This window comes from Microbulbifer mixtoriginis (SeqCode), from assembly GCF_052467515.1.
On the sequence record NZ_CP174314.1, the window covers coordinates 2,228,246 to 2,253,368 of the forward strand.

Genomic DNA, 25,123 nt, shown 5'->3' on the forward strand with positions numbered 1-25,123 from the left:
CCCTCAGGAACCCTGCTCAGCAGCAGCGTTGTCGTCACCAGCTGCTGCAGGCACCTGTTTATCCTCACGTTCACTAGGCTGCACCGGCGCACCGGGGCGAATTTTCTGCAATCCAGCCACTACGACACGGTCACCGGGCTCCAGCCCTTCTTCTACCAACCAGCGGTTACCGACTGTGCGACTGACCCGAACAGAGCGTTGGGCAACAATATTCTCTTCATTGACCACCATTGCCGAAGTGTTACCTTTCGGGTCCCTTGCAATACCTTGTTGAGGCACCAGAATGGCATGTTCCCGTACACCGCTACCCACTATCGCGCGCACGTACATGCCTGGCAGCAGCATATTGTCTGGATTGGGGACAACGACTCGCAGCAACACACTGCCAGTAGAGGGATCGACACTGGCTTCGGCAAACTCGAGCTTGCCTTGATGTTCAAACTCACTGCCATCTTCCAGCAAAATCTTAACTGGCAGATTTGTGGCATCTGCCAATGTACCCGCCTGGAGGGCCCGACGCAGGCTGACCAGCTCTGCTGCGGACTGGGTAACATCCACATAGATGGGGTCCAGCTGTTGCACAGTGGCCAAAGTTGCGGCCTGATTGGCCGCTACCAAGGCGCCCTGGGTAACACTGGATTTACCAATACGGCCAGTAATCGGCGAGGTAATCTGAGCGTAGTCCAGCTGGATCTCGGCTCGGTGTAACTCCGCCCTGGCAGCTGCAACAGTGGCGCGGGCTTCCTGTAAGTCTGCCTCCGCGACATCATTCTCCTGCTTGCTGACAGCGCCACTCTTAACAAGGCCTGCGGTGCGCTCGGCCTTAAGGCGTGCGATATTCATTGCCGCATTTGCACCCTGTAATTTAGCGCGCGCACTATCCACATCCGCTTGGTAAATGGCGTCATCCAGCTGATAAAGTGGCTGATTTGCATCGACACGCCCACCTTCACGGAACAATTGCTGTTTTATGATGCCATTTACCTGTGGACGAACTTCCGCCACCTTGAAAGGTGAAGTGCGACCAGGTAGCTCTCTGGTAAGCGTAACCGGCTCGGATTCCAGCGTAACCACAGTCACCTGTGGCGCGGGCATCGGTGGCGCAGCGGTTCTTTCATCACAAGCGGCAAGCAATGCACTAGTGATCAAAAGACTGATAAACGCTTTTTTATTGAGCATGGTTACCTCGATCAGGGCTGACGGCCTGGATACTGCGGTCAGTTCGGGAGAAAAAGAGATGGTGACAGGAAGGTCTAACTCCAGTGGCCACGCATTTTATGTGTAGTGATGAAATCCGATCAACTATTCATCAGCGCATGAATATCGACTAACATGCACTTTTACCCAGTGTTTTCAAGGGTTTGCACTAAAGTCTCATTTGCTTTCATGCGGCGAACAGCCGTGAATATGCGGTCAAATGAGGCGATTACGATAATGAAGAAGCTGCATTGCCCATGGCTAAATATAGAGAAGAGCAAATACTTAACACCCGAGAGCGTATCTTAGACGCCGCGATTCGTGTTTTTCACGAATCTGGCGTCACCCACGCCTCCCTAACGGCAGTCGCAGAGCTTGCCGGAGTCACTCGTGACTCCCTGCATAGCCATTTCCGCGACAGAGTTGGGCTACTCAACGCTCTAACCGAGCGCATGCGCCTGCCCGGTGAAGACCTCTGCGCGGCGGCCGGTGATGAGTTGAAGAGAGACCCTCTAGGCACCCTGCGTACCCGCTGGATATGGCTATTCGATGAGATTGCCTGCAATGATGAATGGCAGCGCTTACTGGAGATTATCTTCCTGCCATGTGACCCAATCAGTGAAGTATGCGAGTCCACTCACCGTATTAAGCAAGGCCGCACAGAGCGGCTGGAGCGAATGGGAGAATTGTTGGAGATTGCACTATCAGTCGGTCAATTACCTGCTGACTTGGATTTGAAACTGGCCCAACAAATGCTTCACGGAGGCCTTTTTGGTGTACTGGAAGACTGGCTTCTTTCTCCTCGCTTTGTAGACCTTGGCGACTTAGGCGAACATTATTTTGATGCTCTCCTAGATATGATTCGCTTCTCCCCAGAACTGCGTCTAAACAGGCAGCAAGCACGAACTTTGCACTGAGCAGTGTATTGAGCAAATTCGAATTTTCTTCCTATTGGGGCAAGTCAGCTAACTGCTGCTTGCTCCAAGAAGAAAATCAGCCGAGTTTACTTTTCGAGTCGACTAATTGTGCACCGCTCGCATCTCTTACGGCATAATTAAAACCCGGGTGAATACAGTGAGCACCGTAATTACCGACTTTGTCTAAAGCCAGGAAACCCACCTGAAACTTCTTATAGTCCCCCAGCTTGCGCGCAATACGCTCCACCGCCTCACGACAGGCTTCCTCCGGTGTGTAGCCATGACGCATCAGCTCCACTACTTGATGGCAACCGACAGTCTTGATCATTAGCTCGCCCATACCCGTGGCAGTAGCCGCACCCACTTCATTATCGACATAGAGTCCGGCGCCGATAATCGGTGAGTCCCCTACCCGCCCGTGCATCTTGAAAGCCGCGCCACTGGTGGTGCAGGCACCTGAGAGGTTGCCGTCCTGGTCCAAAGCTAAGATGCCGATAGTATCGTGGTTTTCTATATTGATTACCGGCTGGTAACGGGACTCGCGCTTCCACTCACGCCAGGCGGCTTCAGCTTTTGGAGTTAACAGGTTCTCAATGTCAAACCCCTGCTCAACTGCAAAACGCTGTGCGCCCTCGCCGACCAACATTACATGTGGAGTTTCCTCCATCACCTTTCGCGCAACCGAGATGGGGTGTTTGATACCCTGTAAAAAAGCCACTGAACCACAATTTTGTTTGTCATCCATAATGCAGGCATCAAGGGTCACTACACCATCGCGATCGGGAAAACCGCCATAGCCAACACTGGTTACCTGAGGATCAGCTTCCGGCACCCGAGCACCTGCCTCTACGGCATCCAAAGCCCTGCCACCTTCGCTGAGAACCTGCCAAGCTGCCTCATTGGCTGGGCCCCCATGGTTCCAGGTTGATATGACTATGGGCTTTTTTCCCTTCTTCGTATAACGCCTTGCCATAGCTGCCACTGAAGGTGTTGCCAGGGCGCCAGCAGTGCCCAGGAAGGAATATTTCAGGAATTTTCTTTTGCTGATCACAATGATTTGTCTCAAATGGAAAGCGCACAGAGACATTACTGTATCTGTGCGCCGAAGTTATGGCGGGATCAGAAGCTGTAAGTCAGCCCCATATAGGCGCGGCGACCTGAGTAGGAGGAACCCAAGACTCTGTTTTCTTCACCCCAATATCTATCCACCTTCTCTTCGGTGAGATTAATAATGGAGGCAGTGAGAGTAAGGTTTTCCATCAAACTATAAGAAGCATTTACATCAAGCTGATCATACTCATCAGTAAACGTATTCACACCGTTGCTATAGCCATCCGCATAGGCGCTGCGATAGTTGTAAGAGGCTCTCACACTGAAAAGGTCATTCTCGTAGTACACCGATAGGTTGTATTGATCTTTAGAGGTACCCGCAATTTCTGTTTTGATTGTTTCACCGCTTTCGAGGTCAAGATTGGCCAGCTCTGTGTCCGTATAGGTGTAGTTGGCAAAAACCCCAAAACCGTTATCAAAGGCATATTGCACAAACAGCTCGGCACCCTGAGCGGTGGCATCGGTGCCATTAACAGGCATCGACATGTTTACATTCCAAATGTCACCATCTATTTCCCTGGTTACCAGGGAACTGCCGTTAATGACGAATGATGCAATATCCTTCCTGAACAGGGTTACTCCCATTGCGGAAGCATCGTCGAAGTACCATTCCAGACCCAAATCAAACTGATCCGCTTTATAGGGTTCCAATTCGGAGTTCCCCGCAAACCCATCTCTTACAGTCGCTCCTGGCAGTGGGGCGTGTATTGATTCAGAACCACCGAGGTCATCATAATTAACTCGGGCAACAACCCTTGCGAGGGCTGCACGCATTACTAAATCATCGTTAATATCCCAAGCGATATTGGCGCTTGGCAGAAAATCGGTGTTACTGCTATCGCGAATATTGGGCTCATCTTGCAAAACCCCGTCAATATTGTCATATGTTCGGGCATATTGCTTGGTCTGCACCGCGCGAACACCAAAATTACCGCGCAAAGTGGCAGAAGCAAAATTCTGCTGTACATAGGCCGCCGTAACTTCCTCACCGATGCGATAGTCCTGGTCCCGTTCTACGGTTACTGTAGGATCACCATAAGTCTCATAGAGAAACTCTTTTAGCTTCTCAAACTCCAGGTGGGCAAAGTTGGGCACTTTTACACCACCAATAATATTATCGAGTGGGCCACTGGAAAGGATATCAATCGTATCCGGAACGCCATTAGGGTCGGTGTGGAAAGAATCGTCCGGCCACCAGGGATAACAAAGACCATCTTTACCGTCTTCATTCGGCCAGTTAATTGTCGGACACGGCGGGTTATCATCATCCCAAGCTTGTTTAGTAATGCGTCGGTTAATTTCGTGGTCGCGGTATTTAAGTCCTACATCAAGGGAAGTCAGCCAACCGTAATCCATATCGATAGATACATCTAGCTGGTAGTAGTTTTCATCATCCTCACTACTGGTCCAGTGCGAAGAAAACCAATCGTATAAGGGGTAAGTATTGGGGTCTCCCAGATCGGCACTGGTATCAATCTCTGCAGTACCACTGCTTAGGTCCCAGCTCCAGTCAGTCACAGTGCCATAGCGAGAGTTTACTGAGGCAAACAATTTCTCCGAAGGTCCGCCTTCCGCACTGGTGCTGCCCACAACCAATCGCACGCTATATCCATCTCCTTGGTAAATAGCATTAAAATCCAAGGTATCTGACACATATTCAGCTCGCGTGTAGTCACCAGCGACTTGAGGAGACTGCAATTCGGCCTGGCCTCTGTCCAACATGCCAATACCGAGTAAGGTATCGCCATCCTCATCAAATTTAAGGCTGCCGGGTGCAACTGCATCACCATAGTTCCACTCTGGAAATACAATACGGTAATTCTCTGAGTTGCCACCCTGCTCAAAGCGAAAATAATTGACACCTAGCTCAAGTTGTTCAACCGGACGCCACTGAGCACTGAGCTGAATTCCCTCGCGGGTACGCTCCTCTTCAAAAACGCTACCCACTACGGCTCTGGGGGCATAGAAATCCCGGTACTCATTACCATCGATATCTACCATAGCCCCCCTGGCCTCTACACCATCATGGGGCTTTTCATCACCTTGCCATCCCCAGTTTTCTGTGGTGGTGCTAATCACCCGATTCTGACGGTCTTGCTTGGAATAACCAACTAATACACCAAAGGTTTCCTGATCATTTTTCCATGAGTAAAAACCCGTGTATTGTGGCTCATACTTCTCAGTGACATCCGCGTAGGTTGTTTCAACCGATAGCATGCCCTCTCCCGCGTCCAGATCCAGAGGTTTGCGGGTATGCAAAATGACAGTACCACCGATTCCGCCTTCATCCAGCTTTGCCTCAGGGCTCTTATAAACATCTGTACGGGCAATCATTGTTGCGGGCAACAAGGAATAATCTAGCGAGCGTGACGGCTCATCGCCCGGAGTAGCAATATAGTTACCGTTCAGCTGGGTAAAGGTAAGCTCCGGAGCAGTACCGCGGATACTCACTTCCGCACCTTCACCACCACTACGTACGATAGAGACTCCTGGCACCCTCTGTAAGGCATCGGCTACGTTTTTATCGGGGAACTTACCAATATCTTCAGCGGTAATTGAGTCCACCACCGCATTGGAAAAACGCTTTACATCGAGGTTTTTCTCCATGCTCTGTCGAATGCCCAATACCTCTACTTCTTCAAGAGCCAAGTTTTCTTTTTGGGCTTCCTCTGTATTTTGCGCCTGTGCCATGCCGACGACACTGCATAACACCAGTGCACTGGCGGATGTGCGAAGTAACTCCGCCCTGCGGTTTTCTTTTTGGGTTTTCTCTTTCATAGATAAGCATCACTTTTATTATAATTTTTGAGCCTTCCGTGCACCCTCTAAACTCGGCATACCCTCATACCAAGTTTTCGGAATAAGCCCGGTTTCAGATCTATCCATCCCTGGCTTACTTTTATAGGCAACCCCTTTCCCAGGGGGTTGCCTTACACGGTTATCAGCTTTCTAAGCCGAGTCGTTTTAATACTTCAGGCGGTGCGCCAGGGAAGCTGGCCATAGGCCTATTACCTACGTAGCCAATATCCGCCATGCCTTCCTCTGTGGTGTAGAATGCGGTAGATACAAGAACTCTTACCTTGGCAAAGAAACGTGCACCGGCTTGGAATTCTGGCTTCGCGTTACGAGTCCATTTGATGTCCTCGCAGATTGCATTTTTTTGAGATTCATTCAGCTCAACAAATGGGCCTTGGTACCTGCGCCTGGACTCTCCATCTAGCCAGACTACCCCTCCGCGAATAGTGACAAGGTCCGCCTTATTATTGGAATAAGGTGCGCTGACATATTCATTGATGTAATGGTGTGCACCTACTGAAGAAGCGCTCGGTGAAATTTCATCTGCAGGTATAATCACATCGCAAAGCGCTGCGAGTACCGCCAACTCACGCGCATCTAATTGCATTTCCCATGGTACGACGGGGTTAAGCAGATCAGGATCTGTTGGTGTACCCCTGGCTAAAGTTTGTTTGGGTGCGTCAAGATTCTTAACCGCTGGTTTTGTAGCTGCTTTATCTTCCTTCAACTCAACTTTTGGTGCTGCTTTCTCAGAACAACCGATTACTGGGACCGCAGCCGCAGTAGTAGCAATCAAACGCAGGGCATTACGGCGGCTCAGGTTTGTTTTATCCTTGCTCATATCAAATGTTCCTCTTTTTAAACTGTTCCACGATGTAGTCACAGGTACGCCAAGCCAGCGCCATAATGGTCAGGGTTGGGTTTTTATCGGCATTGGAAACAAAGGGAGCGCCGTCGGTTAAAAAGAGGTTCGGAACCTCCCAAGACTGGCAGTAAGGGTTGAGCACAGAGTCTTTTGGGTTGGAACCCATTCGCGCGGTGCCAACTTCATGAATAATCGCACCACCGTTGATAATGGCCTTGGCACCATCGGTCTGTACTGTTGTGGTCACATTGCCGCCCATACCCTCGATAATTTCGGCGAAGGTTTTGTGCATGTGGGCAGCCTGATTTAGCTCCTGGTCGCTCCACTTCCAGTGGAATTTCAGAACCGGGATACCCCACTGGTCAACTTGATTCTTGTCAATTTCACAGTAACTATCATCATTAGGGATCATTTCCCCACGACCATCGAACCAAACAAAGGAGCCGTAATAGCGTCGGCAGGCCTTTTTCAAATCTTTACCATAGGCACCTTCGGTAAAGTCACCCATACCCCCGAAGGCACCTGCTCCAGGCATACTGCGGCCACCACCGAATTCAATGTGATAACCGCGAGCAAAATTCAGGTCTCCGCGCAACTGCTCTTTATATAGCCACCAGGGCATATACATATGCATTGCCGACGCGCCGTCTTCGTTGTGGGCGGGCATATTTTCCAGGGCTGGAATTTGGCCACCGACTCCGGCACCCACAGTATCCATCAGGTATTTACCTACAACACCACTGCCGTTGGCGAGACCGTCTGGGAATAAGGTACTTTTTGAATTGAGAAGAATACGCGATGTCTCGGCGGCACTGGCCGCGACGACAACGGCGCGGGCACTGGCAAACTTTTCCTGACGGGTATCTTTATCAATGTAAACAACCCCGTTGGCTTTGCCTTTCTTATCAACGGTAACTTCGCGCACCATCGCGTCAGTGATGATGTCTAGGTTGCCTGTAGCCAACGCAGGAGGCAGTAGTACTGTGGTGGACTGGAAATTTGCCTTGATGGAACAACCGCGACCACAGGGTGTGGCCCAAAAACAGGCAGCGCGGGATTTCATCGATTCGCGGGTTACATCCTGGGCAAGCTTATTATCGGGGAACAGTTTCTGCGGAATATTTTCATGGTCGAGGCGCTCACTGAGAATCGCCAAGTGTGAGGGGATCACGGGGATACCCAGCTTATCACAAGCTTTTTTCGCTAGCAGTTCATAAGCACGGGGGCTAGGGGGCGGCAATAATACGCCGTCGGAAGAGTCCGGAGTATTTTCCAACCCCTCATTGGTGCCGTAGACACCAATAAGCATCTCGGTTTTATCGTAGTAGGGTGCCAGGTCTTGGTAGCTGATGGGCCAGTCAAAGCCGAGCCCATCCCTTGAGTAGGGCTTAAAGTCGTATTCACCCATACGCAGGGAAATACGCCCCCAATGGTTCGTGCGGCCACCCAGCATACGCGCTCGCCACCAGTCAAAACGTCGACCTTTCTCTTGAGATCCCTGGGTATAGGGCTCGCCGGGTACCTGCCAGCCACCATCCACTGTCGCATCGTAAAAACCGAACGGTTTTTCTGGCGTACTACCACCGCGCAGGGGTGCGTCTTTGGGCAAGTTAAACATAGGGGTTTCTTTGACCGGGTCGTAGGATCGTCCCGCTTCAAGCAGCAGTACCTTTAAACCGGCTGTGGCCAGCACATAGGCAGCCATGCCGCCCCCAGCACCAGAGCCGACTATTAAGGCGTCGTACTCTTTATTCTCGATATCTTCACTCGCCATAACATCTCTCCTACATGATCATTTATTTTTCTTCTGACCGGATAAATTCTATCAGCTAGAAATATTTTCCTGTAACCGGTTACATTTTTGGAAAATTTTTCTGCTTTTTTCCGCGCTTATAAAGTCTAGATTTAAAATTTTTAGCGTTGGAGTCTGATTTCTTAAAGAAAACAGACATTAAAGTACATATTTTTACGTCTGGAGAAATTAAAAATATGTAACCGGTTACATGCGAAACTAAATTTTATCAATTTTTTTCATTTAGTTGCGCGGGCAGCTCCACCTTCCTGCCAAGCTGCTCAAGCAGCTGCTTAGTTGCCAGGATTCCATGGTCCTCATCTCCCGGCCCTTCAAACTCAATGCCGATATAGCCTCGATAACCCGCATCGCGAATGATCCGTAACATCCGAGCAAAATCCGTATTGATTTCAATTCCCGCTGAATCGAACTCAAAGCTTTTGGCACTAACACCCTGGGCGAACGGCATCAGTTGCTGAACCCCCAAATAGCGATCGTAATCTCCGAAGTTTCCAAAATCCGGCAAGCTGCCACAGTTGGACATATCTACACGCTGAAGGACTTGTGACAACCACTCCCCGTTCGATGAATAGCCACCATGATTCTCAACAATCACGTTAATATTGAAATCCTGGGCGAATTCCGAAAGCGCACGCAGCCCCTCAACAGCAGCCTTACCGACTTCTTCGCGACTCCCCTGCCCTGCGGCATTGACACGCACAGAGTGACAATTGAGGTACTTAGCCGCTTCGACCCATTTGTAATGGTTCTCTATGGCCTGCTTTCTCTTGCCTTTATCGGGGTCGCCTAGGTCGCCTTCGCCATCAACCATAATCAACAGACTGCGAACATTATGGTCTTCTGCTCTAGCCTTCATTGCAGCGAGAAACTTCAAGTCCTTTGCCTGATCCTTAAAGAACTGATTGACATACTCAACCGCTTCAATGCCAAAGACTTTGCGTGTTTTTACTGGAAAGTCCAGAACTTTAAGAGCTCCACTTCGCAGTTGCCGATGCAGGGACCACTGGGCTAAAGAGATTTTGAAAAAGCGTTCACTTGCAGTGCTGTGGCTAAGACGACTAAACCCAATAAGGGGAGCAGCAAGCCCCAAAGCTGCCAGCCTTGCACTATTTGCCAAAAACCGCCTTCTATTGATAGTCATTGCCGCCCTCCTATTTGGGAAACCTCAGCAGCAGATTTTGAGGGAGATTCAGCAGAGAAGCCTTCTTCTCCGTTATCCTTTAAAGAGCGGCGAAAGCCACTGATTGCTCCCCCCAGGTCTTCTCCCATACGACGAATCTTGCCGCTGCCAAACAGTAAAACTGCAAGCACCAGTACTATCAGGATTTGCCAGAGACTGATTCCTGAAATACCCATGAGCTTATAGCTCCCGAATTTTTATATTGCGATACCAGACCTTGTCACCATGATCCTGCAAAGCGATATAGCCGCTTTCAGAGCGTGCGAAATCTGGATAATTCGAAAACTTGCTGCCCGCCAAACGCTTGCCCCAATCCTCTGACCAAAGCTCGTAGCTAACAATCTTGTTGCCGTTCAACCAATGTTCGACCTTTCCGTTCTCTACGCGTATACGAGTTTGGTTAAACTGCCCCGCAGGTTTGACACTCTCTTCACTGGGCGCATACATATCAAACACTGAGCCGGCGCTGTGGCTTGGCTTTTCCAGATTGGGAAACGCAGCATTGTCCAACACCTGGTATTCCATGCCACTCATCCAAACTGGCGCATCTCCATCAGCGACACGATAAATAATGCCACTGTTGCCACCCTCAGAAATTTTCCACTCCAGCTGCAATTCAAAATCCTCGAATTGTTCAGCTGTTACCAGGTCCCCAGCACCCCCGGCAGTTAAGACCAGATTGCCATTAACAACCTGCCAGGCCTCTCCAATTTGCGAGCCATTTGTGCCAGTCCAGCCCTGTAACGTTTCTCCATCAAACAGGTAACGCCACTCTCCGTCCACTTGTTGGGCATTCGACACGGGCACCCGCTCGCAACCTGCAGCACCCAGCATCACTGCTGCTGCAATCGCTACGGATAGTTTGGATCTGGCTTTAGTAAGGTTTTTCATCATTATTATCTCCACACCTAACGCTGTTATCTAATCAATGCCGCTCTTTTTAGGGCAACAGTCCATGGGAATCTGCGGCTCTCACTTGTCCGAACAAGGACCTGTGCTCTCCCGTTCCACCAGCTCAAATGGCAAAATAGTCCGGCTGGATTTCAATGGCTTGCCATCGATGATCAATCGCAGCGTTTCCATTGCGTAACGGCCTAACTCCTCTGCGGGCTGGTTGATCGTAGTCAAAGGCGGATCTGTGAATTGTGAGAATTCAATGTTATCGAACCCTGTAACAGACACATCTTCCGGCACCCTGAGGCCCATTCTCTTCACTTGGTGCACAGCACCAATTGCCATCTCATCGTTCATACAAAAAATGGCCGTCGGCCGATGAGGGGTCGATAGCAAAGTCTCTGCGCCTTTCTGCCCAGAGGTCATCGTGAATTCCCCGTGAACAACCATTTCAGGATCAAGTTCTAACCCACGTTTTTTTAGCGCCTCGGAAAATCCGGACAGCCTATCTCGCACTATGGGGCTCTGCGAGGGCCCGGTAATAACCCCGATGCGACGGTGTCCCATCTTCATCAAGTGCCGCGCAACTTCCTGGGCCGCACCATGGTTATCCAACTCCACCACCGGATAACGATCATCTTCTACTATGCGCTCACAGGCATTCACCAAAGGAACAGATGCAGCCAGGTTTGCGTCCTTCTCTGCGAATGGATAGCGACTACCAAGCTGGATAACGCCGTCCGCTTGATTGGTTAGCGCCATACCTGCATAAAATTGCTCATTGCTGGAATCCCCTTTTGTGTCCCCCAGCAGCACTGAATAGCCTTGATCCTGTGCAGCTTTCTCAATCCCGCGAATGACCCGGGAAAAAAATGGATTAGCTATATTGGGAACCAAAACCATCACTGCGTATGACTTGCCCGAACTGAAGTTCCGCGCAAGGAGGTTCGGCCGGTAGCCGGCCTCCTCTACAGCCTTTAGCACCCGTTCTCTGGTTCGCGGAGAGACCATCTGCGGATCTTTCAGTGTCCGGGATACGGTCGCGACCGATACGCCGGAGCGGCGTGCAACCTCGCGAATGTTTGACATAATTTCCTGCTAATTACTTATTAGAAGCGGGTTATTTTCGCACAGACGGATACCATCTACGGATTCCCCACTGAAACGGCGGCTTCTGATTTGCTAGCTGCTTGCCTTCGATCCCAAAGCCAAATAAAGGCAAAAATGGGGAGCAGGATAAGTGGCACTACAGCCAGTGACTGGAATGACTCAACAGAAGCGGTGGCTAATACCGCATCCAGCTCATCCCCACTCAGCTTTTCAAAGGCCTCCAAGCCCCCCGCTGCCTCAATCTTGGCATTGTCAAAAATAGCGCCAAGCTTTGGCAGAACAAATTGGATAGACATACCACCGGCAAAACCCAGCAATCCCAGAAACAATGCCCCACCGCGCACAAAACGCTCGGAGACTGTGGCCAGCATAGTGGGCCACATATAACAAACACCAATGCCCCAGACAGTCGCCGCCAAAAATGCAGTTACTGGCGTCCTAGCCATACCCAGGCAATAGAGCCCAATTGCGGCAAGGAGACTGCTTAACCATAGAAGTCCGATAGAGGACAGTTTCTTTGCCAGCCGTCCGGCAAAGTGGCGCATCACAAACATCAACATGCTGACATAAACAAGAATAAGAATCCCCTTCATGCCAACAACACGTGACAGGGTCAGGTCTACCCACTGCCCAGGGGCCAGCTCGGTTGCGGCGGTCAGCCACATACACACCCACAGCAGGATAAACATCGGCTGCTTGAATACCTCTTTAAACATTTCGCCATAACTGATACCTGAAGAAACCCGTTCAGTAACTGGGAAATCTGTTTTAGCCACAAGCCAAGCCATAACAACAGCCGGCAGTGCCAACACGACAAGGTTCAACTGCCAGGGAAGCTCGAGGGCAGAGATTGACAACCCCAGTAATCCTCCAACCACAATGCCCGCAGGCCACCAGGCATGTAGTACGTTTAAACGTTGCGTTTTATTTTCTGGGTCGACTGCAGCAACCATAGGATTACTGGCTGCCTCCACGGCACCCCAGCCCAAGCCTGTCAGTAACAGGCCGGCTAGCACCAGGTTCTCTACCCCCTCCCCTGGAGCCACAAAAGACGCAGCAATAATAAGCAAACTGCCCAATACATAGCCTATAGATGAGAGCATCAGCATTCGCTTGATACCGACCAAGTCCACAAGTGCGCTTCCAAATAACAAGGTGAGAGCAAAACCTGTGAAAGTGAAACCCAGGGCTTCACCAAGCATGGCGGTAGAGTTGGCAAGATCAATAGGATCGTAAATGTCGCTTTGGAGATCACCGGCGATTGAAGCCCTTACAGCAAATCCGAGGCCAATCATGAAAATCGAGAGGTTCCCCACAAGAAAGACATTCTTATGCAGGGATTTTGTCTGTGTACTCATCTATCCAGTCTCCGCATGATTTATTGTTATTGGTTATTCACTTGGTTTGGAAAAATTTAATCCAATCCTAAAATCCGACGATTTCGCGCGCGATCTGTTTCTGCACCAGCAAAATCATCAAAAGCCTTGCCTGCCACGGTAATCAGGTGATCCCGAATAAATGGTGCCCCCTCACTGGCCCCCTGTTGTTGATCCTTAATGCAACACTCCCATTCGAGTACCGCCCAGCGGTCGTAACCGTATTGGGTTAAGCGGCTGAAAATCCCGCGGAAGTCCACTTGACCATCGCCCAGGGAACGGAAGCGGCCAGGTCTATCAACCCAAGGGGCATAACCGCCATAAACTCCGGCCCTACCACTCGGATGGAATTCAGCATCTTTCACGTGAAACGCCTTGATTCGCTCGTGATAGATATCGATAAAAGCCAGGTAGTCCATCTGCTGCAAAAGCAGGTGGCTGGGGTCATAGAGGATATTCGCTCTTGGGTGGTCCTCCACTTCGTAAAGAAAACGTTCAAAGGTCAGCCCATCGTGCAGGTCTTCACCGGGATGAAGCTCATAACAAACATCAACCCCAGCACTGTCAAACGCATCCAATATAGGGCGCCACAGCCGGCCCAGTTCGCGAAAGCCCTCTTCCACTAACATTGCGGGGCGTTGGGGCCAGGGATAAAAAGTATGCCAAAGTAGTGCGCCAGAAAATGTTGCGTGCGATTTAAGCTTTAGATTGGCACTGGCACGAGCAGCCAACATCAGTTGATTGCTCGCCCACTCAGCGCGGGCTGGCAAGTTGCCTCGCACTTCCTCTGGGGAAAAAATATCCAGCATCTCTTTATATGCTGGATGCGCTGCGACCAGCTGGCCCTGCAAATGCGTGGACAGTTCTGAGATTTCAACTCCCGCCTTCTCACAGATTCCCAAAACATCGTCACAGTAAGCCTGGCTACTGCTGGCTAATTCCAGATCAAAGATGCGCTTGTCCCAAGTGGGAACCTGAATGCCTTTATAACCCAGATCCGATGCCCAGCAGGCCATAGACTCCAGTGAAGCCGGTTGGTCGCTCGGAGGGAGGAACTGGGCGAGAAATATCCCGGGCCCCTGAATTCTGGGTGCCTTCATTTATTCTTATCCTTTTTACTGCTGTACTTATTTACCTCTGCAAGCAATCAATCCTTCCTGGGTGATCAGCTTGCTTCTTTTGAAAAGCACAATGCTGTCTTTCCAAAAGCGGACTGGCACTGGGCCGACATCGACACCTCCCTGTGCCGTACTAACTGCCGGACTTCCACCCTGCCAGAGGTTCCTAAATTATTTGAAAATGAATCAATACGATTTAGCTGCTTATTCCCAATATGGCGACAGCGCCACCCAAGAAGAACTCGCACGGCTGCTTTCCAATGCACCGCGCACAAATGCCATAGCACGGACACCCGCATCAATATCCCCCACGACAGAACTTTCTTTAATGGGTTGTTCTTGCCGGCGGCATCTAACCTGGGCAGCAAAGTCGCGGTAAATATTCGCAAAGGCCTCTATATAACCTTCAGGATGCCCCTGCGGGGTTCGACAAAGAGCTCGGACCTCGTCATCCAAGTATCCACAGTCTGCACCAGCCTTCAAAAGGGCCACTGGCTCCCCTCTGCGCTTTAACTGCAATTGATTGGGAGATTCCTGCTCCCAGAACAGCGAGCCATGTTCGCAATAAACGCTGATATTCAGGTTATTCCCTTCCCCACCACAGACTTGGCTGGCTGTCAGGGTGCCGCGCGCACCCTGATCTAATTTAAATAGCGCCGCACCATCATCATCCAGAGCCCTTTGGTCGACTACTGATTGCAAGTCCGCACAGACCTCAGAGATACGCTGACCGGTAAAGAATTCGACCAAGTGGTGGGCATGGGTACCAATGTCGGCAAAACAGCCGCTTTCTCCCGAGCGTGTGGGATCTGTCCGCCAACTGGCTTGTTTACTTCCGCTGGAGTCGCCAGCCAATGCCAGCCAGCCTTGTGGATAAGCAACAGTCACTCGGCGAACTTTCCCTAACTCTCCCCTGGCTAAGATTGCCCTGGCCTGTGTTGCAAGTGGATAAGCCGCATAGGTATGAGTCAAACCATAGAGATGGCCGCTCCGTACGACTTCGTTTTTGAGCGCAAGGGTTTCCTCAAGTGTGCAAGCGGCTGGCTTATCAGAAAGAACATGAAACCCCGCTCGCAGTGCGGCAATAGAAACTGGGAGATGTAAATCATTGGGAGTTACTACAGAGACAAACTCTATGCGCTCATCAACAGGACGCTGGGATTCCTCCAGGAACATCTGCTCATAACTCTGGTAAACGCGCTCTGGGTTGAGGCCCAACTTCTCTCCACTGCTACGGCCACGCTCAGGATTACTGCTAAAACATCCCGCCACTAGCTCTATCTCACCGTCGAGGGAAGCTGCCATACGATGGATAGCACCAATAAAGGCACCCTCTCCACCACCGACCATGCCCATTCTTATTTTGTTTCCCATACCGCTTCCCGTATAGCTGCCTCTGGCAACCAGGTTCTTATTGTTTTCGCTTTCCATCCGGCCAAGTATCTTGCATCGCTACTGGTCCATTTCTTCTTTCACAGACCCCTGCAGCAAAATGTAACCGGTTACATTTGTTTTTAAGATACAGAAAAAACTCACCGTTGCAAGCAACAGTTTCATTGCAAGACGTTTATTTTGCTTCTTAGAGCGATGTATTTATATCCACAGCGAACAGAAACCAATCAAATTGATTAACCCGAAGAGGTTAAAGTTAACGGTGATAGCCTACTTTTCGAGCGAAATCTTCCCAGCACAGCCAATTGAGTTTGTCGCTCTGCCACTTATTTTCTATGGGATGGCCAACCCCCGAGTCTGGAGGCAATCCACTATCGGCGCCCGGCTGGGGATGACGGCTTTTGAGCTTGGAACGCACCCAGTTTCCAGCATCATCGGCGACATTAGCAGCCAAGCCCCAATGGTTTGGCCACACCGCGAGAAAATTTTTCACGCCATAATCATCCAGTTGGTATGGAGTGGGATAATCCAAGTGCACTAATAGATCACCATCTGGTCCCGGTGCATCTGTTTTCCAGCCGGCATATACCGACCACTGGCAGCCCTGCGCCCAAGCCTCAAAAGCCACCATCGCGCTGGAAAGGCGCTTAAAAGATGCACAAAGTAGATCATTCTCTATTTCTGGCGGGATACACATATCGACAACACCCGCCTTGAACTTGGGAACTTCTGGGTTAAGCGTAAGAATCCAGAGCCCTTCCCCACCCTCCAGCGGGTGGTACATCACTACCAAGTCGATCAACAAAGCTGAAACTGGCGGGATATTGGGGCCACGGGCCAAGAGCATATGAAGAGGTCTTACTAACTGGGCATTTTGTATCTGCTCCTCTGCCACACCCAAGTGCCGAATTACTTCAGCATTCCCCGCACCACAGGCAGAAATCACCAGCTCTGGTTTTAACTCACACGAGCGACCATCCATATCCAGAGTTACTTGCTCAATCCCTGCCCCCCCAAGCTGAAACGAGACCAACCTCCCACGATAGATTTGCTTCCTCAAGGGTTCGCTGACACTGCGATAGGCTGCAGCTCCATCAAAAATAAGATCATCAGGAAATCTGAACCTGCGATTTGATGGCAAATTATCCGGATCAAAGATCTCGGGCAACTCAACTTCCTCAAAGGGAATAGCCGCTCTGGCCCAGTTATCTTCAACAGTGTTTAGAAAGTCTGGGGGCAGCGCTGCATGGAAATCTGTTATGCGACTGTTCACGCCGCTAGTCGCAAGTTCTTTGTGCCAGCGCTGCGCGGCACATCGGTAAATTTCAGCAGCTTGGGGGTTAGCCGCATTCCAGCCGGAAGAGAAATAACCGTGGAAATGTAGAGACTCGGCGTCACCGAACTCATCGTCGACCAGTACCACCGAGTACTCTGGTATCAGCTCTCTCATCAGGGTTACCCCCTGAATACCACCTCCTAGGATCAGTACATCAACGGGAATTTCCTGTGACATAGGATGGCCTGCTTAATGGTTTGGCATGATTGGAGTAGTTATCAGCCTTAGTTGCCACAATGAATTTGCGACGATGCCGGAAAAACAACCTCAATCTATCTCGTTTGATACCTGCTTGTTGCTGTTTTTTTATTCAACTATTTTCAATTTCCGGAGATTTGGGGCGCCGTAACCTCGCGAGAAGAGCCACCAAAATGCAAGAACATAAGACAAAAACCCACCCACGATACAAAGAAGGTACCAAAACCAGATTGGAAACTCATAGCCCAGTTTATGTAGAACGGAAAACGGCATGTAAATTGGAAGGTTGAGAAGGATTGCTCTCCAGCTAACCGCCCATGTCAATGTAACTACGGCCGATAGTGATGGCGTTTTGCTCACTGTTGCTCCCTTGCTACCGCGCTAATGGATAGGCAGTTAGTCAAGATTGCCTTTTTTGTCAATCGATTGGCCTAAATTCAGCGGGCACTCCTGGCCATTCTTGAAGTTATTGTGAAACTTTGCCCCAAACGGACAATTGGTTAATCCGTTCCAGCTTACCTCCCGTAAAGAGTTGGCCATCGCACAATTGGTACGGTGGAAAGTAATTCAATCCAATGACAAGGAAATGTGAATATGAAGGGTTTGGTAAAAGGTTTGGGGGTTCTTCTATTGGCTTTTGGAGGGCAGCTCTCTTGGGCTGATAATGAATCTGAGCTTGAGACGGTCCCCTACGTGGACGTCTATCAGTACGTTGGCAAGTGGTATGAAATAGCCCGACTGCCACAGATCTTCCAGCCTGCCTGTACAGCAGTCACGGCAGACTACGGTCTCAACGATGATGGCACACTCAGTGTTTTCAATTTTTGCCGAATCCTACACCCAAAGTACGGTTTTCCCATCAGCGTGCAAGGTACCGCTACCCCTCTAGATGATACGAATAGCAAACTTGCGGTTTCATTCTTCGATGGGAAAACCAATGGTAACTACTGGGTTCTAGAGCTAGACCCAGCATATCAATGGTCCCTCGTGGGCGACCCCAATCGCAGCAGCCTTTATCTTCTAAGTCGAACTCCACAACTGGATGAGGCCATTGTAGATGAGCTGCTTGAATTGGCTGTCACTAAGCACGGTTACAATATCGACCACATCATAATGACCAAGCAACTACCAAATTAACCCAATGAACCAAAGGCGAGCGGAGCTTTTGCTCCACTCGCCCTCTGAAAGTTAGAATTTACATTAAGTTCTATAAAATACATATATATCAATATGTTAAATCTATTTATTAATGTATTTTCTAGCTTAAATGTGTCCTTTCACACCACATTCGCAGGCCATAGCGTCTACTATTACTCACCGTCATTTCTCACAATCACATAACCATTTCTCTCTCCCGCAGCCTCTTGACCACTCTCGTGAAAGAGGTCATCTAAATATCTGGGACAGCTGTGATAGCAGAAACATGAGGAATCTGTACCCACGATATCTGCAGAATGCAAAATCACCGGCAACTCCGCCAAAAGATATCTCACCGCTATTGAAACCATCTCGAATGTAACTTCTTCTTCCGCTAGATGGTGCTCCAGCACCCATCTACTGGCTTCCAGACAACCCTCGCGGAAACCATCATTCAAGTGAAACTCCTGCTCAAACTGATAGAGCCAGCGAGAATAGAGCTCAGATTGTTTCAACCACTCGGAGTCAACCAATTCACTGTCTACAGCACACGAGCCCGAAGCGCGATAGACCTTGTTATGCAGATAGTGGCACTGTCGTCGAGCTCTTTTTCTCGCCTTCTCTTCCTCATAGCCAAGTGCGATCTGTGTATATTCAGCAGCATTATCGGGAATAAAAAACATGACTCGCTTAAAGTGACTTTGCGCCCACTTTGCAAGCCGAGCAATCTGCCCCTCGGAGAAGTAGCTGTTGAAAGGACTTACACCTATTACCGCTAGGTCAGCCATCTCATAGATTTCTTGTGAACGCGACGTTGCAAATTCAACCTTCATCCTACAACTCCATGGAACAGCACTGGGGAGCCAGTAGATCGATTCAGTGCAACATTTTTACCGGGAATAATGAGCAGTATTAAGCAGAAAAGGTTGACCTGAACCGCAATTAACTCTCGCCTAGATGCTTACCTTCAATATCAATACATATGTCTTAGATATAAATAATCGGTAACCAATCCCATTAATTGAGCCCTCGGGCGTGACCGTTAAGCCACGTTGAAGCAGTACGCATTTAAAAGGCCTCTGAACTAATTCAGAATGACTCTGCGGGACTTGAGGATTGCCGCTGCTTGGCACCGCTCGCCGTAAAAGAAAATTCGGCCTTAAGGGCCCTTCCTGTAAGTCTTTTAGAGCAGTTCACTCTGTGTTGCGATTTCATTCTGAGGGCTAGATATCCTTGCGAAGCTGCACTTTCACCCGAACCACTCAGAACGCTAAAGACATCCCGGAACTGATAGGGGGCTCTTAAAACAGCGGGTGTATCAACTCAATTCCTTTTCTTTTTAGCGGTATCCATTTTCCCGGCACTCAATCACTCTATGCTCGACTAGCTGGTCAAAAATGCTCTTCAGACGTAAAAATCATCAAAACCGAGCCGTGCCAACCGCCTCCATTTGAGACCAAATGCCCTAAATAATGGATAGTAGGAAACTCTATTTTGCTAAATGTGCCTAATGTGGAAAAGATCCATCTCTGATTGGAGGTATTTCATGCCCTTCGGAGCTTTCAGCCTTTATACTTGTCCTAAGCTATAGGTCGCTAAGCCATAAAGGCTGGTCGCCTATGAAGTAGGACGTATAAAGAGACTCCCTATGCTTACCAATCGGATCGCCGCTCTATTTTCCGGCTTCTTGGTCATTGGCCTGCTTTCCACAACCGCTCTGGCAGAGACCGAGCTTCTGGCTCCTGAAAAGGACCAGGGCAGTACTGCCAGGGAGATTGTCGGCAAGCTAGAAATGCTGCACTACAACAAAATCAAGGTCGGAGACGAAATGTCGGAAGACCTTTGGGACGAGTACATTGATGCTCTAGATCCCACCAAAAGCTACTTCCTCGCCTCAGACATCAATGAGTTCCGCGAATGGCAAACCAAGCTGGATGACCAGCTACGCGCTGGCGATGTCAAAGCAGGCTTTGAGATTTATAACCGTTTCCGCCTGCGTATGGGCGATCGGTTGGACAATATCTTATCCCAGCTCGAAAAAGGCTTGCCCGCTTTCGATTTCGATCGCGATGAATCCCTCGAACTCGACCGTGAGGAGAGTCAGTGGCCTACCTCCATCAGTGATGCCGATGATCTTTGGCGTAAGCGCCTGAAGAGCAGCGTCTTAAACCTGAGGCTCACAGGTAAAGAGGATGAGGATATTCGCGATTTGCTGGAACGCCGCTATAAAGGTCAAAAGAAGCGCCTTGAGCAGCAAAACAGCAATGACGTATTCGAGCTCTATATGAACTCGTTGACTCGCCTCTATGATCCCCACAGTAACTATCTGTCCCCACGCTCCCTGGAAAACTTCAACATGAGCATGTCGTTGTCTCTGGAGGGCATCGGTGCCGTGCTGCAGGGGGATGAGGAATACACCAAGGTTGCCCGATTGGTAGCGGGTGGTCCTGCTGACCGCACCGGTAAGATCAAGCCTAACGACAAGATTGTAGGGGTCGGCCAGGATAAAGATGGTGAAATGGTCGATGTCGTCGGCTGGCGGCTGGATGACGTGGTGGATCTAATCCGCGGTAAGGCCGGCACCTTCGTGCGCCTGGAAACTATTCCCACCGGCGGCGACGGCACGCACAAAACCATCCTGATCAAGCGCAGTAAAGTGAAGCTTGAAGATCAGGCTGCCAAGAAGGCCGTATTCGAATTTTCAGATGGTAAGAAGAGCTACAAGATCGGTGTAATCAACTTGCCGACCTTCTATATAGACTTTGACGCCTACCGTCGCCGCGACCCCAATTACAAGAGTACTACCCGCGATGTGGCTAGATTGCTCAGCGAACTGAAAGAGGAAAAGGTAGACGGTATCATTCTGGATCTACGCAACAATGGCGGCGGCTCCCTACAGGAAGCCACCATGTTGACCGACCTGTTTATCGATCAGGGTCCAGTAGTCCAAATCCGCCACGCTAATGAGCAGATTTCACGGCACAACCGCTCCCGCTCTCGCGCAATGTATCGCGGCCCGCTGATGGTATTGATTAACCGCCTCTCGGCATCAGCTTCCGAGATCTTCGCCGGCGCCATCCAGGACTACAACCGCGGCTTGGTTGTTGGCAATCAATCTTTTGGTAAAGGCACCGTGCAAACTATGGCGCCCCTGAAAGAAGGCCAGTTAAAAATTACCCAGTCCAAGTTCTACCGCGTATCTGGTGATAGCACCCAGCACGCGGGCGTGAAACCCGATATCCCCATGCCGCAACTTATTGATGCGGAGAGTGTTGGTGAAAGCGCTTACGATACCGCCCTGCCCTGGGACCGTATCCACGCCGTACCACACGCCAAGTACTTTAATCTGAAGACTCTGATTCCTAATCTGCTCACTAAGCACAATAAGCGCACAGCATCAGATCCGGACTTCATATTCCTGCGCGATCAATTCAAGTTTGAGAGCGAACGCGCCGATAGAAAGCATCTCTCCCTTAATGAGGTAATGCGAGAGCAAGAACGTGAAAACGTGAACCAGCGCCTGCTCTCCATGGAGAACCGCCGTCGCGAAGCAAAAGGGCTTGAACCCTACAAGGATTTCGAGGCTTATGAAGAGAGTGAGTCTGAAGAAGTGGCAACTATTGGTGGCCCTGTGGAAATCAAATTAGAAAAAGATCCAATCTTGAACGAAGCGGGCTATATAATGGCGGACTTTATTGGACTGGCTGACAAAGCCAGTAAGGCACCGCCGCAAGTCGCCAATTTCTAAAGATATGATGCCCTTTGGGGGTGCCAGGCACACCCATGCGCACAGTAAACAATTAGGTCGGGCTTGCCCGACCTTTTTCATTTGGGGGAAGAAATGAAAGTCGTTTCCTTTAACGTCAACAGTATTCGCACTCGCCTGCACCAAATGCAGGCTCTGGTAGATAGCCATCAACCCGATATCATTGGTCTTCAGGAAACCAAGGTTACCGATGAAGACTTTCCTGTAGATGCCATTCGCGACCTGGGTTACGAGCTAATCTATTTTGGCCAAAAAACACACTACGGTGTTGCCCTGCTCTCACGCCTACCATTTATCGATCGCGAATATGGCTTTCCTACCGACGACGATAACGCCCAGCGCCGTATGGTCATGGGAAAGTTCGATATTGGCGGCAGTAAACCTCTCACCGTCATCAACGGCTACTTTCCCCAGGGCGAGAATCGTGAACACCCAGTAAAATTCCCGGCAAAGCAAAAGTACTACGCTGACCTCGATACCTATCTACAAACCACCTGCGATCCCGAAGCCCCGGTGCTGGTTATTGGCGACATGAACATCTCTCCGAGTGATCTGGACATCGGTATCGGGGAGCCCAATCGCAAGCGCTGGCTGCGCGACGGCAAGTGCAGCTTCCTTCCAGAAGAGCGCGAATGGCTGCAGAAAATCGAGGCCTGGGGCTTGGCGGATACTTTCCGTGCGATGAATCCTGATACAGATGATGTATTTAGCTGGTTTGACTATCGCAGTAAGGGTTTTGACCGCGAGCCCAAGCGTGGGCTGCGGATCGACTTGATTATGGCTACAAGCCCTCTGATGGAACATTGTGTGGCCACAGGGGTCGATTATGATATCCGCGCTATGGAGCGCCCCTCAGACCATGCGCCGGTCTGGGCAGAGTTCAAGCTCTAAGCATTTAGTGAATAACCGGGATCTGCTCCCGGTTTTTTTGGTCCTTTGAATATTCGCTTTTCCATATATAATGCCCACTAAGTTGAACGGATTGCCGTTCTGGAGCATTCCTATGAAGAGGCGCATCCTGTTCGTCTGCTCAGGAAATTCAGCGCGTTCGTTAATAGCTGAGGCTTTATTGCGCTACTACGGGGGAGAGCTCTTTGAGGTTTTTAGTGCAGGAACAGATCCCACCCCCGTGGATGTCCGAGCTATTAAAGCCCTTCAGCGCTTCGGCATTCCGATCAAGGGGCTGTGTTCCAAAAGCTTGCAGGAGGTAGCTGACCGGAACTTTGATTTGGTCATTACCCTGTGTGACAAGAGCCATAACGAGTATGTACCCGTCGCTGGGCACGGTAGGCTGATTTCATGGAATTTTGAGGACCCAGCGAGCCGGCATTGCTTCAAACCCTTTTACACAACGGTGTTGGAACTGAGTACCCGCATCAAACTTTTTGTCCTGGTGTATAACAAGGCCGTGAAAGCGGCGTAAACAAGATTTGGGGTAAGCCTTGAACCCAGTTCAGTTCTACAAGTGCCTGGCAGACGATACCCGCCTGCGCACGCTTCTACTGATCACCCACGAGGGAGAACTTTGTGTGTGCGAACTCACTGCTGCTATGGGTTTGAGCCAACCCAAAATATCTCGGCACTTAGCCCTACTCCGCGGCGCTGATTTATTGCGGGACCGCCGCCAGGGACAGTGGATCTTTTACCGCATCAACCCTGAACTGGGCAACTGGGCCAAATCGATCCTTCAAGACACTTTGCAGGCAAATCAGCACTTTATTGCCGAAGATCTTCGCAACTTGATCCTAATGGGAGATAGGCCCCAAAGAGCTAGCCTATGCTGCTAAGTCACGGCAGTAGGTATTTTGCTGGCAAGTAATATCACTAAGTCGCTGAAAAAATTTACCTGGATATATGCGATTTTTCATATATTTAGATTACTCAGGAGTTACAACATGGCTATCAAAGTCGGAATCAATGGATTTGGTCGTATCGGTCGGCTTGTGCTGCGCGCAGCCTGGGACTGGCCAGAGTTGGAGTTTGTGCAAATCAATGACCCCGCTGGAGACGCTTCCACCCTTGCTCATTTACTGAATTTTGATTCGGTACACGGGCGTTGGCAGCATTATGCAGAAGCTAAGGACAACACAATTACGGTTACTGGCCAGGAAATAAGTTGTAGCCATAATCTCGCCATTGCCGACACAGACTGGAGTGCTTGCGACCTGGTTATTGAAGCCTCTGGGAAAATGAAAACTAGCGCGCAATTGGAGGGCTATTTAAAGCAGGGGGTAAAGCGTGTGCTGGTTTCGGCTCCCGTAAAAGAAGACGGGGTACCAAATATTGTTTTGGGGGTGAATCAGCACATTTATGATCCAGCCAAGCATCAAGTTGTTACTGCAGCCTCCTGCACCACAAACTGTTTGGCCCCGGTGGTAAAAGTGATACATGAAAAACTGGGCATCAAGCATGGCTCTATCACTACTATCCACGATATCACTAATACCCAGACAATCCTTGATGCGCCCCATGCAGATCTGCGCCGCGCAAGGGCCTGTGGAGCCAGCCTGATACCCACTACTACCGGCTCAGCCACAGCAATCACCGCCATCTTCCCGGAGTTGACCGGCAAGCTGAACGGCCATGCCGTACGAGTCCCGCTGGCCAATGCCTCCCTGACGGATTGTGTTTTCGAAGTAGAACGGGAAACAACTGTGGATGAAGTTAATAACCTACTGAAAGCCGCAGCAGAGGGCGAGCTGAAAAATATTCTCGGTTATGAGGAACGTCCTCTGGTATCTGTGGATTACAAAACCGACCCACGTTCCAGCATTGTTGATGCACTGTCCACCATGGTGGTCAATGGCACTCAAGTGAAAATTTATACCTGGTATGACAACGAGTGGGGCTATGCCAACCGTACTGCAGAGCTGGCTCGCCTGATTGGATAAGCCAATGTCCTAGATCCCACCAATAAA

At 50.1% G+C, this 25,123-nt stretch carries 21 protein-coding genes; 7 read left to right on the top strand and 14 right to left on the bottom strand.

What is annotated here, in order from left to right; translation table 11 throughout:
• Positions 1-3: 3 nt before the first annotated feature.
• Positions 4-1,179: an efflux RND transporter periplasmic adaptor subunit gene (locus ACJJIT_RS09475; protein WP_444900797.1), complete on the bottom strand. Its 1,176-nt coding sequence runs from the start codon at positions 1,177-1,179 to the stop codon at positions 4-6.
• A 275-nt stretch (positions 1,180-1,454) separates the two neighbouring features.
• On the opposite strand from ACJJIT_RS09475, the gene ACJJIT_RS09480 reads away from it, so the two are divergent.
• Positions 1,455-2,114 carry a TetR family transcriptional regulator gene (locus ACJJIT_RS09480; RefSeq protein ID WP_444884944.1) on the top strand — a complete coding sequence of 220 codons (660 nt, stop codon included), beginning with the start codon at positions 1,455-1,457 and terminating at the stop codon, positions 2,112-2,114.
• 76 nt (positions 2,115-2,190) lie between these two features.
• On the opposite strand, the gene ACJJIT_RS09485 is transcribed toward ACJJIT_RS09480, so the two are convergent.
• The 12 genes from ACJJIT_RS09485 to ACJJIT_RS09540 form a co-directional block, all read right to left on the bottom strand.
• Positions 2,191-3,165, bottom strand: a complete 975-nt coding sequence (locus ACJJIT_RS09485) for an isoaspartyl peptidase/L-asparaginase family protein (protein ID WP_444900798.1) — start codon at positions 3,163-3,165, stop codon at positions 2,191-2,193.
• A gap of 68 nt (positions 3,166-3,233) precedes the next feature.
• Positions 3,234-6,002, bottom strand: coding sequence for a TonB-dependent receptor (locus tag ACJJIT_RS09490; RefSeq protein WP_444886147.1), 2,769 nt, complete (start codon positions 6,000-6,002; stop codon positions 3,234-3,236).
• A 163-nt stretch (positions 6,003-6,165) separates the two neighbouring features.
• Complete coding sequence (locus ACJJIT_RS09495) at positions 6,166-6,861, bottom strand: gluconate 2-dehydrogenase subunit 3 family protein (RefSeq protein ID WP_252085880.1); 696 nt, start codon at positions 6,859-6,861, stop codon at positions 6,166-6,168.
• Position 6,862: 1 nt separating this feature from the next.
• The gene (locus ACJJIT_RS09500) at positions 6,863-8,659 is read right to left on the bottom strand and encodes a GMC oxidoreductase (RefSeq protein ID WP_444886146.1); all 1,797 of its coding nucleotides are present in this window, start codon (positions 8,657-8,659) and stop codon (positions 6,863-6,865) included.
• A gap of 247 nt (positions 8,660-8,906) precedes the next feature.
• Positions 8,907-9,839 carry a sugar phosphate isomerase/epimerase family protein gene (locus ACJJIT_RS09505; RefSeq protein WP_444886145.1) on the bottom strand — a complete coding sequence of 311 codons (933 nt, stop codon included), beginning with the start codon at positions 9,837-9,839 and terminating at the stop codon, positions 8,907-8,909.
• Entirely contained in the window at positions 9,836-10,054 is a 219-nt protein-coding gene (tatA, locus tag ACJJIT_RS09510) for a twin-arginine translocase TatA/TatE family subunit (RefSeq protein ID WP_152453619.1), read from the bottom strand. The genes ACJJIT_RS09505 and tatA overlap by 4 nt, the downstream gene beginning before the upstream one ends.
• A gap of 4 nt (positions 10,055-10,058) precedes the next feature.
• A complete protein-coding gene (locus ACJJIT_RS09515) occupies positions 10,059-10,772 on the bottom strand; it encodes a 3-keto-disaccharide hydrolase (RefSeq protein WP_444900799.1) in 714 nt (237 codons plus the stop codon).
• Between the two features lie 78 nt (positions 10,773-10,850).
• The gene (locus ACJJIT_RS09520) at positions 10,851-11,861 is read right to left on the bottom strand and encodes a LacI family DNA-binding transcriptional regulator (protein WP_444900800.1); all 1,011 of its coding nucleotides are present in this window, start codon (positions 11,859-11,861) and stop codon (positions 10,851-10,853) included.
• A gap of 56 nt (positions 11,862-11,917) precedes the next feature.
• Positions 11,918-13,240, bottom strand: a complete 1,323-nt coding sequence (locus ACJJIT_RS09525; protein WP_444900801.1) for an MFS transporter — start codon at positions 13,238-13,240, stop codon at positions 11,918-11,920.
• 56 nt (positions 13,241-13,296) lie between these two features.
• Entirely contained in the window at positions 13,297-14,358 is a 1,062-nt protein-coding gene (locus ACJJIT_RS09530) for a sugar phosphate isomerase/epimerase family protein (protein ID WP_444900802.1), read from the bottom strand.
• A 222-nt stretch (positions 14,359-14,580) separates the two neighbouring features.
• The gene (locus ACJJIT_RS09535) at positions 14,581-15,750 is read right to left on the bottom strand and encodes a Gfo/Idh/MocA family protein (RefSeq protein ID WP_444900803.1); all 1,170 of its coding nucleotides are present in this window, start codon (positions 15,748-15,750) and stop codon (positions 14,581-14,583) included.
• Positions 15,751-16,024: 274 nt separating this feature from the next.
• Positions 16,025-17,281: an FAD-dependent oxidoreductase gene (locus ACJJIT_RS09540; protein ID WP_444900804.1), complete on the bottom strand. Its 1,257-nt coding sequence runs from the start codon at positions 17,279-17,281 to the stop codon at positions 16,025-16,027.
• Between the two features lie 615 nt (positions 17,282-17,896).
• Here ACJJIT_RS09540 and ACJJIT_RS09545 point away from each other — a divergent pair.
• On the top strand, positions 17,897-18,439 hold the full coding sequence (locus ACJJIT_RS09545; RefSeq protein WP_444900805.1) for a lipocalin family protein: 543 nt from the start codon (positions 17,897-17,899) through the stop codon (positions 18,437-18,439).
• Positions 18,440-18,612: 173 nt separating this feature from the next.
• Here the strand turns inward: ACJJIT_RS09545 and ACJJIT_RS09550 are convergent, their stop codons facing one another.
• Positions 18,613-19,272, bottom strand: coding sequence for a tRNA-dependent cyclodipeptide synthase (locus ACJJIT_RS09550; protein WP_252085869.1), 660 nt, complete (start codon positions 19,270-19,272; stop codon positions 18,613-18,615).
• Between the two features lie 815 nt (positions 19,273-20,087).
• On the opposite strand from ACJJIT_RS09550, the gene ACJJIT_RS09555 reads away from it, so the two are divergent.
• From ACJJIT_RS09555 to ACJJIT_RS09575, 5 genes are all read left to right on the top strand, one after another.
• On the top strand, positions 20,088-22,187 hold the full coding sequence (locus tag ACJJIT_RS09555) for a carboxy terminal-processing peptidase (RefSeq protein ID WP_444900806.1): 2,100 nt from the start codon (positions 20,088-20,090) through the stop codon (positions 22,185-22,187).
• Between the two features lie 93 nt (positions 22,188-22,280).
• Entirely contained in the window at positions 22,281-23,096 is an 816-nt protein-coding gene (gene xthA / locus ACJJIT_RS09560) for an exodeoxyribonuclease III (RefSeq protein WP_444900807.1), read from the top strand.
• Positions 23,097-23,208: 112 nt separating this feature from the next.
• Positions 23,209-23,628: an arsenate reductase ArsC gene (locus ACJJIT_RS09565; RefSeq protein WP_444900808.1), complete on the top strand. Its 420-nt coding sequence runs from the start codon at positions 23,209-23,211 to the stop codon at positions 23,626-23,628.
• Positions 23,629-23,647: 19 nt separating this feature from the next.
• Positions 23,648-23,992, top strand: a complete 345-nt coding sequence (locus ACJJIT_RS09570; RefSeq protein WP_444900809.1) for a metalloregulator ArsR/SmtB family transcription factor — start codon at positions 23,648-23,650, stop codon at positions 23,990-23,992.
• A gap of 108 nt (positions 23,993-24,100) precedes the next feature.
• The gene (locus ACJJIT_RS09575) at positions 24,101-25,096 is read left to right on the top strand and encodes an ArsJ-associated glyceraldehyde-3-phosphate dehydrogenase (RefSeq protein ID WP_444900810.1); all 996 of its coding nucleotides are present in this window, start codon (positions 24,101-24,103) and stop codon (positions 25,094-25,096) included.
• Positions 25,097-25,123: the final 27 nt, after the last annotated feature.

What these genes read in the sequence shown, in the direction of transcription:
- tatA (WP_152453619.1), bottom strand. Translation starts at nt 10,054, where the DNA reads ATGGGTATTTCAGGAATCAGTCTCTGGCAAATCCTGATAGTACTGGTG.
- ACJJIT_RS09480 (WP_444884944.1), top strand. Translation starts at nt 1,455, where the DNA reads ATGGCTAAATATAGAGAAGAGCAAATACTTAACACCCGAGAGCGTATC.
- ACJJIT_RS09500 (WP_444886146.1), bottom strand. Translation starts at nt 8,659, where the DNA reads ATGGCGAGTGAAGATATCGAGAATAAAGAGTACGACGCCTTAATAGTC.
- ACJJIT_RS09530 (WP_444900802.1), bottom strand. Translation starts at nt 14,358, where the DNA reads ATGAAGGCACCCAGAATTCAGGGGCCCGGGATATTTCTCGCCCAGTTC.
- ACJJIT_RS09495 (WP_252085880.1), bottom strand. Translation starts at nt 6,861, where the DNA reads ATGAGCAAGGATAAAACAAACCTGAGCCGCCGTAATGCCCTGCGTTTG.
- ACJJIT_RS09535 (WP_444900803.1), bottom strand. Translation starts at nt 15,750, where the DNA reads ATGGGAAACAAAATAAGAATGGGCATGGTCGGTGGTGGAGAGGGTGCC.
- ACJJIT_RS09545 (WP_444900805.1), top strand. Translation starts at nt 17,897, where the DNA reads ATGAAGGGTTTGGTAAAAGGTTTGGGGGTTCTTCTATTGGCTTTTGGA.
- ACJJIT_RS09475 (WP_444900797.1), bottom strand. Translation starts at nt 1,179, where the DNA reads ATGCTCAATAAAAAAGCGTTTATCAGTCTTTTGATCACTAGTGCATTG.
- xthA (WP_444900807.1), top strand. Translation starts at nt 22,281, where the DNA reads ATGAAAGTCGTTTCCTTTAACGTCAACAGTATTCGCACTCGCCTGCAC.
- ACJJIT_RS09550 (WP_252085869.1), bottom strand. Translation starts at nt 19,272, where the DNA reads ATGAAGGTTGAATTTGCAACGTCGCGTTCACAAGAAATCTATGAGATG.
- ACJJIT_RS09520 (WP_444900800.1), bottom strand. Translation starts at nt 11,861, where the DNA reads ATGTCAAACATTCGCGAGGTTGCACGCCGCTCCGGCGTATCGGTCGCG.
- ACJJIT_RS09555 (WP_444900806.1), top strand. Translation starts at nt 20,088, where the DNA reads ATGCTTACCAATCGGATCGCCGCTCTATTTTCCGGCTTCTTGGTCATT.
- ACJJIT_RS09540 (WP_444900804.1), bottom strand. Translation starts at nt 17,281, where the DNA reads ATGTCACAGGAAATTCCCGTTGATGTACTGATCCTAGGAGGTGGTATT.
- ACJJIT_RS09565 (WP_444900808.1), top strand. Translation starts at nt 23,209, where the DNA reads ATGAAGAGGCGCATCCTGTTCGTCTGCTCAGGAAATTCAGCGCGTTCG.
- ACJJIT_RS09515 (WP_444900799.1), bottom strand. Translation starts at nt 10,772, where the DNA reads ATGATGAAAAACCTTACTAAAGCCAGATCCAAACTATCCGTAGCGATT.
- ACJJIT_RS09505 (WP_444886145.1), bottom strand. Translation starts at nt 9,839, where the DNA reads ATGACTATCAATAGAAGGCGGTTTTTGGCAAATAGTGCAAGGCTGGCA.
- ACJJIT_RS09575 (WP_444900810.1), top strand. Translation starts at nt 24,101, where the DNA reads ATGGCTATCAAAGTCGGAATCAATGGATTTGGTCGTATCGGTCGGCTT.
- ACJJIT_RS09525 (WP_444900801.1), bottom strand. Translation starts at nt 13,240, where the DNA reads ATGAGTACACAGACAAAATCCCTGCATAAGAATGTCTTTCTTGTGGGG.
- ACJJIT_RS09490 (WP_444886147.1), bottom strand. Translation starts at nt 6,002, where the DNA reads ATGAAAGAGAAAACCCAAAAAGAAAACCGCAGGGCGGAGTTACTTCGC.